The 15,038-nt window shown below is 49.5% G+C and carries 13 protein-coding genes; 5 read left to right on the top strand and 8 right to left on the bottom strand.

Annotation, left to right across the window (positions count from 1 at the left end):
• Positions 1-24: 24 nt before the first annotated feature.
• On the bottom strand, positions 25-1,179 hold the full coding sequence (locus tag HC757_RS04710; RefSeq protein WP_169563142.1) for a glycerate kinase family protein: 1,155 nt from the start codon (positions 1,177-1,179) through the stop codon (positions 25-27).
• A 201-nt stretch (positions 1,180-1,380) separates the two neighbouring features.
• Between HC757_RS04710 and HC757_RS04705 the strand changes: the two genes are divergently transcribed.
• Positions 1,381-2,874: a M4 family metallopeptidase gene (locus tag HC757_RS04705; protein WP_169563141.1), complete on the top strand. Its 1,494-nt coding sequence runs from the start codon at positions 1,381-1,383 to the stop codon at positions 2,872-2,874.
• Positions 2,875-2,926: 52 nt separating this feature from the next.
• Here HC757_RS04705 and HC757_RS04700 read toward each other — a convergent pair whose 3' ends face one another.
• Complete coding sequence (locus tag HC757_RS04700) at positions 2,927-3,517, bottom strand: uracil-DNA glycosylase family protein (RefSeq protein ID WP_244623204.1); 591 nt, start codon at positions 3,515-3,517, stop codon at positions 2,927-2,929.
• 321 nt (positions 3,518-3,838) lie between these two features.
• Between HC757_RS04700 and HC757_RS04695 the strand changes: the two genes are divergently transcribed.
• From HC757_RS04695 to glnS, 3 genes are all read left to right on the top strand, one after another.
• Entirely contained in the window at positions 3,839-4,078 is a 240-nt protein-coding gene (locus HC757_RS04695) for a FeoA family protein (RefSeq protein ID WP_169563139.1), read from the top strand.
• On the top strand, positions 4,071-6,326 hold the full coding sequence (feoB, locus tag HC757_RS04690) for a ferrous iron transport protein B (protein WP_169563138.1): 2,256 nt from the start codon (positions 4,071-4,073) through the stop codon (positions 6,324-6,326). The genes HC757_RS04695 and feoB overlap by 8 nt, the downstream gene beginning before the upstream one ends.
• Positions 6,327-6,503: 177 nt before the next feature.
• Complete coding sequence (gene glnS / locus HC757_RS04685) at positions 6,504-8,174, top strand: glutamine--tRNA ligase (RefSeq protein ID WP_169563137.1); 1,671 nt, start codon at positions 6,504-6,506, stop codon at positions 8,172-8,174.
• 179 nt (positions 8,175-8,353) lie between these two features.
• Here glnS and HC757_RS04680 read toward each other — a convergent pair whose 3' ends face one another.
• Positions 8,354-8,950 (bottom strand): Yip1 family protein, encoded by a 597-nt coding sequence (locus tag HC757_RS04680; protein WP_169563136.1) that lies wholly within the window; start codon positions 8,948-8,950, stop codon positions 8,354-8,356.
• A 240-nt stretch (positions 8,951-9,190) separates the two neighbouring features.
• On the opposite strand from HC757_RS04680, the gene miaE reads away from it, so the two are divergent.
• Complete coding sequence (gene miaE, locus HC757_RS04675) at positions 9,191-9,961, top strand: tRNA isopentenyl-2-thiomethyl-A-37 hydroxylase MiaE (protein ID WP_169563135.1); 771 nt, start codon at positions 9,191-9,193, stop codon at positions 9,959-9,961.
• A gap of 29 nt (positions 9,962-9,990) precedes the next feature.
• Here miaE and HC757_RS04670 read toward each other — a convergent pair whose 3' ends face one another.
• From HC757_RS04670 to HC757_RS04650, 5 genes are all read right to left on the bottom strand, one after another.
• The gene (locus tag HC757_RS04670; protein WP_169563134.1) at positions 9,991-10,338 is read right to left on the bottom strand and encodes a metallophosphoesterase family protein; all 348 of its coding nucleotides are present in this window, start codon (positions 10,336-10,338) and stop codon (positions 9,991-9,993) included.
• A gap of 426 nt (positions 10,339-10,764) precedes the next feature.
• The gene (locus HC757_RS04665) at positions 10,765-11,850 is read right to left on the bottom strand and encodes an SAVED domain-containing protein (protein ID WP_169563133.1); all 1,086 of its coding nucleotides are present in this window, start codon (positions 11,848-11,850) and stop codon (positions 10,765-10,767) included.
• The gene (locus tag HC757_RS04660) at positions 11,843-12,334 is read right to left on the bottom strand and encodes a Mov34/MPN/PAD-1 family protein (RefSeq protein WP_169563132.1); all 492 of its coding nucleotides are present in this window, start codon (positions 12,332-12,334) and stop codon (positions 11,843-11,845) included. Before HC757_RS04660 ends, HC757_RS04665 begins: the two co-directional genes overlap by 8 nt.
• The gene (locus HC757_RS04655) at positions 12,327-14,015 is read right to left on the bottom strand and encodes a ThiF family adenylyltransferase (RefSeq protein WP_169563131.1); all 1,689 of its coding nucleotides are present in this window, start codon (positions 14,013-14,015) and stop codon (positions 12,327-12,329) included. Before HC757_RS04655 ends, HC757_RS04660 begins: the two co-directional genes overlap by 8 nt.
• Entirely contained in the window at positions 14,012-15,013 is a 1,002-nt protein-coding gene (locus tag HC757_RS04650) for a nucleotidyltransferase domain-containing protein (protein ID WP_169563130.1), read from the bottom strand. Before HC757_RS04650 ends, HC757_RS04655 begins: the two co-directional genes overlap by 4 nt.
• Positions 15,014-15,038: the final 25 nt, after the last annotated feature.

The following is a 15,038-nucleotide window of genomic DNA, read 5'->3' as shown; positions in this document are numbered from 1 at the left end:
TCGCCATTGGCACTGGGTTAGCCGCTATTGGCATGGCTTGGCTAACCTCATGCCCAATCCGAGGGTCGCGGCTATGTTGCGGGCCGTATGGCTCAGATTGGCTTCGGCATGGCGCAACAGGACATCTTCCGAGCAGAGGGCCGGGATGATGGGAAAGACCGCCGTCATGCCGGCGTCGAGCAGTGCCTCGGCGCCATCGCCCAGGCTGCCGGCTATGCCTATTACCTGAACCTTCTGCGCCAGGGCTAACTTCAGCACCCCCAATGGCGCCTTGCCGGACAGTGTCTGTTCATCCAGGCAACCTTCACCCGTGATCAGCAGATCCGCCTCCCGCAGGGCCTCAGCCAGCCCTGTGTATGCGAGCACAAGTTCTACCCCGGATTTTACCTCGGCATTGAATACCGCCATGGCCGCCAGTCCCATACCGCCCGCCGCGCCGGCGCCCGGCGTGTCACACATGTCGGCAAAGCCGCCGGCGACCAGGCATTCGGCAAAATGACCCAAGGCCTTATCCAGCTCCTGTACCATGGCCTTAGTGGCGCCTTTCTGTGGTCCGAATACCGCGGAGGCGCCGCGCTCGCCGCATAGGGGATTGTCCACATCGCAGGCCAATTCGAAGCGACATAGCGCCAGCAGCGGATGCAGTTCAGTCGTCTCTATTCGCGCAAGCCGTGCCAGTGCCGCGCCGCCGGGGGCAAGCTCTCGTCCCCTGGCATCGAGCAGTCGCAGCCCTAAGGCCTGTAACATGCCGGCACCGGCATCGTTGCAGGCGCTGCCGCCGAGGCCGAGAATGATATGCCTGCAGCCTCGCTCAAGCGCATCTATGATCAGCTCACCCGTGCCGCGGCTGCCTGTGAGCCTGGGATCTCGCTCAGCCTTAGCGACAAGTTGCAGGCCGGAGGCGGCGGCCATTTCAATCACGGCAGTGCCATCTTTGCCCAGGATGCCGTACCTGGCCATGAGTCTGTCCCCCAACGGTCCAGTGACTTCTTTGGAGATGAACCTGCCGCGGGTTGCATCGACCATGACCTGCACCGTGCCTTCGCCGCCATCGGCCACCGGCAGCAGTTGCAGTTCTGCAGAGGGCAATGCCTGCCGCAGCCCTTGGGCGATCGCGGCCGCGGCTTGGGCCGAGCTCAGGCTCTCCTTAAAGGAATCCGGCGCTATGACTATCTTCATTGGCTCTCCCTGGGGCGATGGTGTCCAGCCTGCTAGCGGGTTGGCGCACCTTTAACGCATGTCGTTCGTGCAGATTTATTTACGTTTATTTTACAATCCATTTACATTTGTTGTTGCGGCGACATATAAATTGTGACAATTTGTTTTGGCGAAAAAACGCTCTATCAAATAATAAATCTGACCTCAAATGGAGATCCTACAATGACAAACAAGGTTTTCGTACCCTCAGCCCTGGCGTTATGTGTGCTGGCGGCGCTGCCGGCACAAGCGATGGAAGTCACTGCATCGGCCAAACATGGCCTACAGCAGGCGTTAGGTTTAAGCCAGTCCCACTCTTTTACCCAAGTTAAGCAAATAAATACCGCCAAAGGACATGCCAAGACCAAGCAGCAACAGGCTTTCAAGGGAGTACGTGTCTATGGCCAGCACCTGGTGGTCGAGTCCGATGGCCAGCAACAACTTATCAATGGCCGGTTCGCCGCTATCGCTGATGATTTTTCGGTTTCTCCGGCAATGACCCATGGTCAGGCCATTGCCGCCTTGAATAAAGTCTATGCCGGTTCCGCCGCTTCAGGCAGAAAAGAGGTTGAATTGGTCATCCTGATGGAGGAAGGCACGCCGCGTCTGGCCTATAGGGTGTCTTATCTGAGTGAGCAGACCGATGCCATTTCGCGTCCCGCCGGCCTGGTCGATGCCAACAGCGGTGAAGTGATACGTCATTGGAACGAGTTGATGACGGCCAAGCAAGGCAAAGGCAAGCCGGGTGGTGGCACTGGCGGTGGCACAGGCACCCCCTTCGATGCCACGGGTCCCGGCGGTAATGCCAAAATTGGCCAATATTACTATGGCAGCGACTTCGGTCCCTTGAACGTGCTCGAGTCCGGCGGCACTTGTACCATGAGCAACGCCAACGTCAAGACCATAGACATGGGTAACAGCACCCGCGGCGGCACGGTTTACTCTTTCGCCTGCCCTGAAAACACCTACAAGGAAGTCAATGGTGCCTATTCACCGCTCAACGACGCCCATTACTTCGGTGGCGTGATCTTCAACATGTACAAGGATTGGTACAACACCGCACCTCTGTCGTTTCAGTTACAAATGAAGGTCCATTATGGCCGTAACTATGAAAATGCCTTTTGGGATGGCACCGCCATGTCTTTCGGTGATGGAGCCAGCTACTTCCACCCGCTGGTGAGTCTGGATGTGTCGGCGCACGAAGTCAGCCATGGCTTCACCGAGCAAAATTCCGGCCTGGAATACAGTGCTCAATCCGGCGGTATCAACGAAGCCTTCTCCGACATAGCAGGTGAAGCCGCCGAGTTCTATATGCGCGGCAGCAACGACTGGAAAGTGGGTTATGACATAGTCAAGGGCAACGGCGCGCTGCGTTACATGGACGATCCGACCAAAGATGGTCGCTCCATAGGCGATGCGGCCGATTATACCTCGGGTTTGGACGTGCACTATTCATCGGGCGTGTATAACAAGGCCTTCTATCTGTTGGCGAAGAAGAATGGTTGGGACACCCACAAGGCCTTCGACGTGTTCGTGCTGGCTAACCAGATGTACTGGACACCTACGTCAGATTATAACCAGGCTGCCTGTGGGGTTGAAAGCGCCGCTGCCGATCGCGGTTACTCGGTTGCCGACGTAGCTGCCGCATTCAGTTCTGTGGGCGTGACCTGTCAGTAAGCCTTTAGCTTAGCGAATGAGCCTGCACACATGTGCAGGCTTTTTTTTTATCTTATCGCTCGAGCAGGGCAGCTATGCGTGCGCGCAACTTGGGCAGTAATTCGGTTTCGAATTGCGGATGACGTTTGAGCCAGAGGTTGTTGCGCGGGCTGGGGTGGGGCAACACCATCTTTTCCGGCCAATAGGCTTGCCAGTTGGCCACCGCCTGGCCGACGCTGAGCTTGCCCTTGACACCGGCGCCGCCGCCGAGATGATAGTCTATGGCATATTGTCCCAGGACCAGGGTCAGCTCTATGTTAGGCAATGCCGCCAGGAGCCGTTCATGCCAGGTTTGGGCACATTCGGGCCTTGGGGCTTTATCACCGCGTTTCTTGCCCTCGCTGGTATGACTTCCAGGGAAGCAGAATCCCATGGGCACTATGGCAAACAAGTGCTCATCATAGAACTGAGTCCTGTCGACCCCCAGCCATTGCCTCAGCCTGTCCCCACTGGGATCGTCGAAGGGGCGGCCGAGCGTATGGGCCTTGAGGCCAGGCGCCTGGCCGGCGATGAGGATTCTCGCCGCCGGGTGGGCCTGCAATATGGGCTTGGGCGGCAGCGGTAAGGCCTGGGCGCATAGCCGACAGGCACGGATCTGCTGCATCAGCAGGTTGAACTCAGTTTCTGGTATCACGGCAAAGCTTGGCATCGGCTCAAAACATAGGGTTACTATTGCGCTTAGTGCCCTTGGGAACAAGTGCTGGCGGGGTATTTTTTGTGATGCAGTCGGCACTTGAGTCGGCATTTCGGCTTTATTTCGTTACGGCTGTTTATTCATTGCCGAATTTATCCCATAATACCCAACACAATTGAAAACTATTCTCGTTAGCAGTTAGAATACCCCGCCATCGAGAGATGCTCACCTCCCAATCGGCGAATTCGACTGATGCCAAAAAACACGACCTGTTGCAGGCTGGAGTAAGTAATGAAGTTAAGTGAACTGAGCCCTGGCGATGTCGCGGTGATTTCCGCGGTGGGCCAGTGGGACCTCCCCCTGACCGTGAAGCGCAAGTTGCTTTCCATGGGGATCACCCCAAATACCCGCTTCTCCTTGATAAGACGTGCCCCCATGGGCTCAGGCGTCGAGCTGGACATTCGTGGCAGTAAGCTGTGCATGCGTCGGGATCTGGCCGACATAATCGAGGTGGTAAAGTCGAATGGCTAAACAGTTCCATTGCGTCACTGTAGGTAACCCCAATGCGGGCAAGTCGACCCTGTTTAATGCCCTGACCGGCGCCAATCAGCAGGTAGGCAACTGGGCCGGCGTCACTGTCGAGAAAAAAACCGGCCACTTCAGCTTGCAGGGGACGGACGTCTATCTGACCGACTTACCCGGTATCTATGACTTGTTGCCTGCGACCGACAGCTGTGATTGTTCCCTGGACGAGCAGATAGCCCAGACCTTTCTCGACGAGCAACAGGTCGACGGCATCATCAATTTGGTCGATGCCACCAATATAGAGCGTCACCTGTATCTGACGGTACAGCTGCGGGAACTTGGCATCCCCATGGTGGTGGTGCTCAATAAGATAGATGCCGCGACTAAGCGCGGTATCCGGGTCGATTTGGCCAGTATGAGCGACACCTTGGGCTGCCCTGTGGTGGGAGTCTGTTCGCGGGATCAGGCCGATGTGCTCAAGGTTCAGGCCCTGGTGCTGGATTTGCTCCAGGGTAGAGTCAGTGAGGCGCCGCTGCTGCTGGATTATGGCATGGAGACAGAGGCCGAAATTGCGGCGCTGCAAGCTGCCAGTCCGGCATTGAGCCGGGCCCATGCCATAGCGTCGTTGGCTAACGCCGCACCCGCTTGCCATGGCAAAGAGACCCCCGGGGCGGCGGGCGATCTGGATGTGGCCATCGCCGGTTGCAGATTCAATTTCGTCGAGACAGTCTTCGGCTCTGCCGTGCATAGCGGCAGCTTCCTCACCTTGAGCGATAAGCTGGATAAACTCAGCCTGCACCCTGTGCTGGGCATCCCGGTATTCCTCCTGGTGATGTATCTGATGTTTATGTTCAGCATCAATGTCGGCAGTGCCTTCATCGATTTCTTCGATATCACCGCCGGTGCCCTGTTCGTGGACCATCTTGGAGCCTGGCTGACGGGAATAGGCACTCCCGAGTGGTTGGTGACCCTGCTCGCCGGTGGCATAGGCCAGGGGGTGCAAACCGTCGCCACCTTCATCCCAGTGATCGCCGCCCTGTTCCTGGCCCTGTCGACCCTGGAAAGTTCCGGCTATATGGCCAGGGCCGCCTTCGTGGTCGATGGCCTGATGCGCCGCATAGGCCTGCCGGGTAAGGCCTTCGTGCCCATGATAGTCGGCTTCGGCTGCTCCGTGCCGGCAATCATGGCGACCAGAACCCTGGGCAGTGAACGTGAACGCATAGTCACAGGCATGATGGCCCCCTTCATGTCCTGCGGTGCCCGCCTGCCGGTATACGCCTTGTTTGCCGCGGCATTTTTCCCCGAGTCGGGCCAGAATCTGGTGTTCTTGCTGTACCTGATCGGCATAGTCGCCGCCATAGGCACAGGCGTCCTGCTGCGCAAGACCTTGCTGCCGGGCAACAGCAGCGCCGTGGTGATGGAGTTGCCCAGCTACGAGCTGCCTAAACTCAAGGTGGTCTTGACCCGGACGGGCAAACGCACCAAGAGCTTCATCCTCGGGGCCGGCAAGACCATAGTGCTGGTGGTGACCTTGCTCAATTTCGTCAATGCCATAGGCGTAGATGGCAGCTTCGGTCATGAAAACAGCAAAGCGTCGCTGCTGAGTGTCGCCAGCCAGAAGGTGACACCCTTTTTCACCCCCATGGGAATCGCACAGGATAACTGGCCGGCAACGGTTGGGATCATCACAGGGATCTTTGCCAAAGAGGCTGTGGTAGGCACATTAAACAGCCTGTACAGCACCACAGGCGTGGATGATAAAGGCTTGAAGCCCTTGGTCCAGAGCCTGAACGAGGCGCTGGCGACCATTCCGGCCAACCTGTTCGGCATCGCCCTGGAAGATCCCCTGTCCCTGTCTGTTGGACATGTGGATGACCTGGCGTTGGCGGCGGAAGAGCAGAGCGTGGATCGCAGCACCTTCAGCGCCTTGCAGGCCGGCTTCAGCGGTCAGCTGGCGGCCTTCTCCTATCTGTTGTTTATCCTGCTCTATACGCCTTGCGTGGCCGCCATGGGCGCATTGGTGCATGAGTTTGGTTCGCGCTGGGCCACATTCGCCGCGACCTGGACCTTCGCCTTGGCCTATGGCACGGCGACCGTGGTGTACCAGGGCGCCACCTTCAACCTGCATCCACTGCAATCGAGTCTCTGGATAGGCTTCTTCGCCTTCGCCCTGAGCGGGTTCTATTTCTGGCTCAAGCGCAAGGGGCGCAGAACCCAGCAGATCATTCCCGGGATCCGCATCATCACAGAATGATGCCGGCGGCATTATCCTTACACAACAGCGGCCTGGTGGCCGCTGTTGTTGTTTCTATCCGCCTTGTCGACTTACACTCTTAATAGGGGTTTTTATTCGGAGGGCATTGTAACTGGTGATGATCTGTAGGATCATGTTCGTTTTCGCATATTACCTTAGTTCGCCAAGAGGAATTCCATGAGTCATGTGGACACTGAAGTACGTCCGAGTAACTTCATTCGTAATATCATAGATGAAGATCTTCAGAGCGGGAAACACACCAGCGTGCATACGCGGTTTCCGCCCGAGCCTAATGGCTATCTTCATATCGGCCATGCCAAGTCTATCTGTTTAAACTTCGGGATAGCCAAGGACTACCAGGGTCAGTGTAACTTACGTTTTGATGATACCAATCCTGAAAAAGAAGACATGGATTACGTTAATTCGATTCAGGAAGACGTGCGCTGGCTGGGATTCCAGTGGAGCGGTGAGGTACGTTATTCGTCGAATTATTTCGACCAGCTGCATCAATACGCGGTTGAGCTCATCAACAAGGGCTTGGCCTATGTGTGTTTCCTCAATAGCGAACAGACCCGCGAATACCGCGGCACCCTGAAGGCGCCGGGAAAAAACAGCCCCTATCGCGACACCCCGGTAGCCGAAAACCTGGCGCTGTTTGAGAAGATGCGTAAGGGCGAGTTCAAGGAAGGCGAGTGTGCCCTGCGCGCCAAGATAGACATGGCGTCGCCCTTCATGTGCATGCGCGATCCCGTGATCTACCGTATCCGTTTCGCCCATCACCACCAGACAGGCGACAAGTGGTGCATATACCCTATGTACGACTTTACCCACTGCATTTCCGATGCGCTGGAGAATATCAGCCATTCGCTCTGCACCCTGGAATTCCAGGACAATCGTCGTCTGTACGATTGGGTGTTGGATCACCTGGATGATTTTCAGGCGCCGAACCGTACCCGTCAGTATGAGTTTTCCAGGCTGAACCTGGAATACACCCTGATGTCCAAGCGCAAGCTGAACGATCTCGTGGTGCGCAAACTGGTTTCCGGCTGGGACGACCCGCGGATGCCGACGATTGCCGGCCTGCGCCGCCGTGGCTATACCCCGGCATCGATCCGTGAATTCTGCGATCGTATCGGTGTGACCAAGCAAGACAATATGATCGAAGTCGGCATGTTGGATGCCTGTATCCGCGAAGAGCTCAATGCGCATGCGCCGCGTGCCATGGCCGTGCTCAGGCCGGTGAAAGTGGTTATCGAGAATTACCCTGAGGGCGAACTCGAATACATCAAGGCCGCCGTCCATCCGAACGATGAGTCCATGGGCGTGCGTGAGCTGGCCTTCGGGCGTGAAATCTTCATCGATGCCGAAGATTTTAAAGAAGAAGCCAACAAGCACTACAAACGTCTGGTGCAGGGTAAGGAAGTACGGCTGCGCAATGCCTATGTGATCAAGGCCGAGCGTTGCGATAAAGACAGTGAAGGCAATGTCACTGCTATTTATTGCAGCTATGACCCTGACACCTTGGGCAAGAATCCGGCCGACGGCCGTAAGGTCAAAGGCGTGATCCACTGGGTCGAGGCGACAAGCGCCAAGCCGGCCGAGTTCCGCCTGTATGATCGCCTGTTCATCGACGCCAATCCTGCGGCGGCGGAGACGGTCGATGAAGTGCTTAACCCCAACTCCCTGGTGGTAGTCCGCGGGGTAGTGGAAGCAGGTTTGGTCAATGCCCCGGCGGAGAAGGCCTATCAGTTCGAACGCGAAGGTTACTTCTGCGCCGATAACAAGGATTCCAGCGCCGAGCACTTGGTATTCAACCTGACGGTCGCCCTGAGAGACTCATTCGCCTGAGTCTGGTGAGCCACTCAGCATAAAAAAAGAAGGCCATTGGCCTTCTTTTTTTATGCTTGTCTTGCCTGTTGCCAAATGCCGCTTAGCTTGTCGTTTGGGGTTGCACCGGCACTGTGCCGGTACAGGGGACGACGGGCCCTGCAATTACTATATGGATCGGCGACTTCTATATTAAGTGGCTATTGATACATGGGGCCGAAGCCCAGGCTCCAGAGGATCACGCTACTGGCCATCAGACCAACCAGGAGCACCAGGCCCGCGGTGACCATGGAACTGGCATAGATGAAGCCCTTCTCCTCGGGGATATTCATTATGATAGGCACGCCGGCATAGAGCAGGTACACAGAATAGGTCAAGCCGACCAGCCCGACCAACATCACGAACCAGAGCGTCGGATAGAGGGCCGCCAGGCCCACCATGAACAGAGGGGTGGCCGTGTATGAGGCCAGCTCCAGCGCCTGGGTATAAGTGGGATTGGCATCGAAGGTCTTGGCCATCCAGTAGGCCAGATAGGCGAGGGCGAAGACCCCGGCGATCAAGCCAAAATACATGCCGGCCGACATGAAGAGCGCGCTCTCTTGGGTGAGAAACAGGGGTTCGCCTACCCCTGGATTCCAGCCTATATAGACACTGGAGATGAAGCTGCAGACAGCGGGAATGAGTGCGATCAGCAATACATGACTCAGACTGCTTTTCAACGCCTCGTGATTTTTTTCTATCGTATGCCACTCTTGCTTAGGATGAGTGTATAGCCCCATTAAGTGATTCAGTATCATTCTAATTATCCTTTCTCAGCATTGATCTTATGCTCGGCGGACATCTGACGAGCCTGTGACAGCTTTTATAGCAATCGTCTTAATCAAGCGTGTTCTAATTAGGTTATCTAAGCCGACTGATATGGTTTATTTATTGAACAAAAACATCGGCGCGTCAAGCGAAGAAATGGCAAAAGCTATAGAATCCCTTGGGGTTAGGATAAAATGGCCGCAGTAATGCTTTCGCCTCAGAGTAATATAATGCAGCAGTTGTTAGCCCCCATAAGTGCCTTTTTGCAGTGTGATACCCCGGATGCCTGGATCGCGGTGGCTGCCAGGCCGGAAAACCTGAGTGCCTTGCTGATAGATCATTGTAATTGCGAGCTAAAAGCGGCGCAGACGGCGATGTTCTTACTGCGTAAATATGCCCTGGATAAGCCCAGCGGCGAGGCCTTACTGGCGTGGGCCAAACCCTATGAGGAGTTTGTCTATCACAAGGACAGGGATTTGACGGCCTTTCTGGCCAGGGATAGCAAGAAGAATGAAGCGATAGCCGTCTTGGTTCCCCGTGAGCAACTGGCGATGACAGTGGATATCATAGGTCCCATGGTACGGCTGATCAAAGAAGAGTTTCATCACTTCGAGCAGGTGCTGGAGCTGATGCAGCGCCGTGACATAGCCTATCAGAACGTCAGGGCGGCCCGCTATGCCAAGGGCCTGATGGGGCAAGTGCGCACCCACGAACCCGCGACCCTGGTGGATAAGTTGATCGTCGGCGCCTACATAGAGGCCCGCTCCTGTGAGCGTTTCGCGAAATTGGCGCCGCATCTGGATGATGAACTGAACCGTTTCTATGTGTCGCTGCTGCGCTCCGAGGCGCGCCACTTTCGCGACTATCTCAGCCTGGCCCAGGCGATTGCCGGAGAAGACATAGGCGAGCGGGTGGCCCACTTCGGCCGGCTCGAGGCCGAGCTCATCCAGGCAAGCGACACTGAGTTCCATTTTCACAGCGGCGCGCCTGCCCAGGCGTGAGCCGGGCGCCTTCTAAGGGTTTAGGCTGTCTAAGGACAAGCGCCGTCGAAGGGCAACACGTCCAGGGATGCCGAGTCGGGCGTGATGCTGAGCACACTGCCTTGCTGATACCAGTCTCCGACCACCAAGCGGCGGCGGTCATGGGTCAGTTTATGAATGGCCGGTCTGTGGGTATGACCATGGATCATCAGCTCGGCGCCGGTCTGGCGCATCAACGCGTCGACCGACTCGGGCGCCACATCCATTATGCTGTAACTCTTATTCTGGTTGCTCTGGTTGCTCTGTTTGCTCTGTTTGCTCTTGTTGCGGAGCTTATCCGCTATGCCTTGCCGCGCCTGCCGTGGCAGCTGGCAATAATATACCGTAGATAATGGCATTCTACGAAATTAGCATTGTGGATTAAGTAACGATGAAGACTATTCGTTTTGTGTTGGGGATCGAAAAGGTAGTCGGACGTGAGCGTTAATTTTTTGACAAGTTATTAATCATCATAAAAGTAATATAGTTTATCAATAGGAAGTGGTTTCCTAGTTTTTATGAAAGTTGGTTAGTCTAATTATTGATGTATCAGTTCAGGTAATGTCGTAATAATATTATTTTTCGAAGTGTATTTATAGCTTTGAATTTTCACATAGAGGTTTTGTTTAGGTAAATAGAAGTATACTTGATACTGAATCAGGGGTTTAACCTCAATTTTCGCCGTATGGGCGGGCCTACTAGCTTCTACTTTCTAAAGAATTTAAAAAATCTTGTAAGTAGATAGTTAGATCAATATCTATTATTGACCTAACTTACCATTATAACTAGCTTTGTTTGAACTTTTTAATCCCAATCTTATCAAGTTCAATAGCCCAGGTATAGGTTCCAGTTGGAGCATCAAAATTATGTATAACCCAGTTTTTATGTATTCCATCTTGATATCTCATGCCTAATGAAATAGCTATCGAGGACTGCGCTGACACAAAGAAATGAATTTTATTTACATTTTCTACCCGTGAAATTTCGCTGACTAATTCTTTTATTTCGAGAGTAAGTCTATTTATGTTTTCTTGATTCATAACAAGGTTATGTTTTGGGGAAACGTTAGGAGATATGAATATGGTGTGATCTTTTAGTAAGTTCGGGAGCTGGTGTTCTTGGATCGGATTCGTTAATCCGATTGCAACGCCAATGTCCCCCTTGTCATTAGGAAGTACAAGTTCTGATTGGATTATAGAAATTCCATCATCCATTTCATCCATTAAAGACCATCTTGAGTTGTTGTGAATCTTATCATAAAATTTTACTTCATCAATGTTAGCTCTAAATCTAGAACCATAAGCAATTAAAAATGGTATTCTCTGCAGGCCGCCTAGATATAATTTTTTGCAGTTATTGTTTAATATAAATCTGTTGAATATATCAACTTTCACTTCGGCGTTAAAAATTTCAATTGCATTGTCGATGAATAAGTCTACATCTATATTTTCGTTATATCCCAGTTCTACAACTTCTCTAATAGTTAATTTTTCGGAGTCAGGAATTATACTGTCAGGGAACGTTTTTGAACTAGAGTCAATTCCGTTTATTAAAACCCGAGATGTGAGTCTAGCTGCATTAGAGATTGATTTTAGCTGGTGCATTATTAGTAAAACACCCATTAATGCACATAAAGCGCTTATCGCACTACCGAAGTAGTCTATTGAACTAATATCCAGTGATAGTGTATCTATTATTCCTAGTGAGTATGACTTATCTATTTTTACAATGATTGCACTGGACATTAGATACTTGGTAGGTATTGCGCCAAGTAAAAGATAAACACCTTTAGTAATTAATGGGTATCGTTGTTTAAACGCAGAAATCATGGTCTTTATTGACCATTTAAGAAATTCTATAAATTTATTCACCTAAGTTTATCGTCCCTATCTTTATAAATTGGCTTTTATTTTTTACACCAAGCCAAATCCCAATATGAGAAGTTCCTATAATCATGAATAAAAGAGCGTTCCCGTCAAACTTTGAGTTACGAACGGCATCTTCCCAATCGGAATGATCTTGTTTTGATGGTATTGGATTCGGTTCTGGATGAGTATGCCATAAGCCTAAGTAGGTTATGGTTTTATTGGACGCATGCCAAATTTTATTTACTAGTTCATTGTGCATGCTGGAACGATGGAAATGATACCTTGAGCATTTATCAGCAGGCTGAGGCTGGGTAAAATCTACAATTGATAACCATCCATCTAAAGCTAAATGACTACCTAATATCACTCCACCTGACTCCTTATCATTTGAGCGGATTTGTCTAAAGTTTTTGATTCTATTTATAAAATCATTGGTTATATGAAGAGCACCATGAACATCCACATCAAAAATATAATCATTAGCCATTGCATATACCACAACTATCAGATTTAATTATTGCGTGCTCTGTAGTATGAGAAAAGGAGCTGAAATAATCTGTAACCATATAAGAGTCAAATCGATCATTTTTCCAGCTTGATATGCTACTTTCCGTTATGCTATGAAGGGCCTCTAAACAATGCTTTGTTGCAAGCAGCGCTGTCTGGGATGAGTCTATATAAGAAAATGGAGTAAATAGTCCTGCACAGCCAGTCAGATTTTTCGCTATGTTTTGATCTGAGGCTAATAAGGAATAGTACGTAGGAACGATTTCTCCACCTTCATTTATATAGATACATTCTAGGCAACATTGAGCCATATCAATTTTGACAGAATGACCACCAGCACCAGCCGCTTCGTTCCAGCAATAAATAATAATTTTGTTATCAGTGTTTTTTAAAAGTCTATTTGCTTGCAGGTTTTCAGTAGGTGAGCCAATAGCCACAATAATAACGTCAAAATTACTTATAAGATTTTGCTTGATGGCATGCTGGAATGTCATGGCTACCGCATTTACTCTAATGTAAGGTATATCTTTCTCAATCGATTTCTTAAGGGCATCAACTTTAAAATTCTTTTTTATTTCTTTGCTTGAGTCTGGAGTAAATGTTATTGAATTACCTCCTAAGTTGTGACGGTATATGTTATCAGCGTTAAATTCATCATGATCAATTAGCGTAAGTGATCCAACACCAGATTTTGATATCATTGAAGCAATCTCAGATCCTACTGAACCACATCCTACAATTGCTACCTTCGAATTTTGGAATTGGCTTATGGCCCCCCCGCGCTCAAGAAGATATTTCTTGTGCAATCTTAATATTGAAAATAAACTTATTTCACATTTTTCATTGTCAGATACTATGGGATGTTCATTTTTGGCGGGGTATTTGAACTTTAGCAATATTTGAGTTCTATTTAAGCTATTTCTAGGTGCAGATAATAAAACAAAAAAATCTAATTTATTTTTGAATTTTTGTGCTAGTCTAGTTACTCTGGCTTTCTCTTTTTCGTCTAAAGAGTCGATTAAGCTCTTGAAGTATCTGAAAGTAAAGTTACCACCAATAGGAGGTGTTATTTTGGTGTTGAAGTTTACGCAAAGTGCCGATGTTATATTAAGTTCAGATGTTGATTGAATATCACTAAACTTTTCTGGTAACGGAGAATTTTTTTCATACATTAGTACTGGGGTACTAGTTTTGTCTTTGTTATACTTAGTCTTTATATAAATTCTGCTATAAGTTGATTGCGGGCAGCAAAAGGAGTTGATCTCATTCAGTGGATTGAAGAAAAAGCCCTCGTACTCATCTTTCAAATCATCTTTGAATATTTTCAATGACCACCTATCTAAATGGTTTCGTATAGTTGAAATTATATAGTCTAATAGGTTTTCAGGGTCGCTGTAGTTAATTAAAATTCCATCATGTTCGGCATAACATATAGTGCCATGTTGATTTACATGCGGCAATAATCCTATTTGGTCCTTGTCTAATAAAGTTGCAAAAGGTAAGCTATAGGGAAAGTTATCATTAAATTCTAGCTGTATTTTCCACGTTCTTTTCTTCCCTTGAATTTTATGATCATATTTGAGGTCTGACTGTCTAGTATATGATACTAGACAGTCAATAGTATTACTTAAATACAAGTTACTTAATTCAGCACCATTCATGCACTTGTACCTGAATTAATCACTGGTTTTACGTCTGAACGTAATATTTTATCAACTAGTGGGAAGTCGTCACCAAAGACTTGTCTTAAAATTTTGCTTGCTTCATGATCACAGTCTTCATCTCTTGCAGCGCAAAGGCTTTCTAGCAATGCTTCAGCCTTTTTATAAAACACGTCTTGCTGATTTAACGTCATTTTGTAGTAAACGTTTTTATAGGGTTTTACGGGTAGCTTAAAATCAATTGAATGTACAATTCTAAAGTTTTTTATATCGAAATCATTTGAAAAATCATTGATGATTTTTTCTACAATGTTTATTAGGCAAAGAAGATCATTATCAGTACTAAAAATAAAATGACGTCTAGCTTGGAGTGTTAAGCCTATAGAGGGTGGGGCTACATTACCGTTTTCAGAGAAATGTTTTTGCTTCCATTTTTTCAAATAGCGTACGCATTTTCTAAATTGGCGAGACTTTTTACTTTCCGTTGAAATACTTGCCACCCAGTCATTTAATCCATTGGGATCTGAATCGACCCATTCATTCGCAACGGTCATTTTCCCCCAAGCGATTTTTACGTCTTTTTCGCTATTCTTACAGTAAACAGGGAGATCAACGTGATAGCCACTGGCATAATTCACTGTTATACAGGGCTTATTGTAGTCTACTGTCCTGTTATTCCGCTTATTAATTATGTCGTAAACCAGTTTTTTTAGCTTTTTTGGGTCATATTCGTCTTCTGTCACATCGAATATGACGCCTACATCTATGTCGTAATGACCATCAGTAGGTTTGATGCCAGTTTTCATTTTGTAGGAGCCCTGATCTATTTTACTAAATGTGAGAGCCCTATCAGTATCTGGGACTTTTTCGTTCTTTAGCTCGGTTGCGAGCTCATTAATGAGCAGATCACGCTTGTCCCTAAGCGTTTGATTTTCTTCATATGTACCAAGTTTAATGTTATCGTGGAATTGTTTAAACTGAGCTTGTAATGTAGCCATGTTGCCTCCTTTCAATTGTTAGTCA

The organism is Shewanella salipaludis (genome assembly GCF_012911865.1).
GTDB lineage: Bacteria > Pseudomonadota > Gammaproteobacteria > Enterobacterales > Shewanellaceae > Shewanella > Shewanella salipaludis.
The sequence above is the reverse complement of the archived record's forward strand: the minus strand, read 5'-3'. Positions and strand labels throughout refer to the sequence as shown.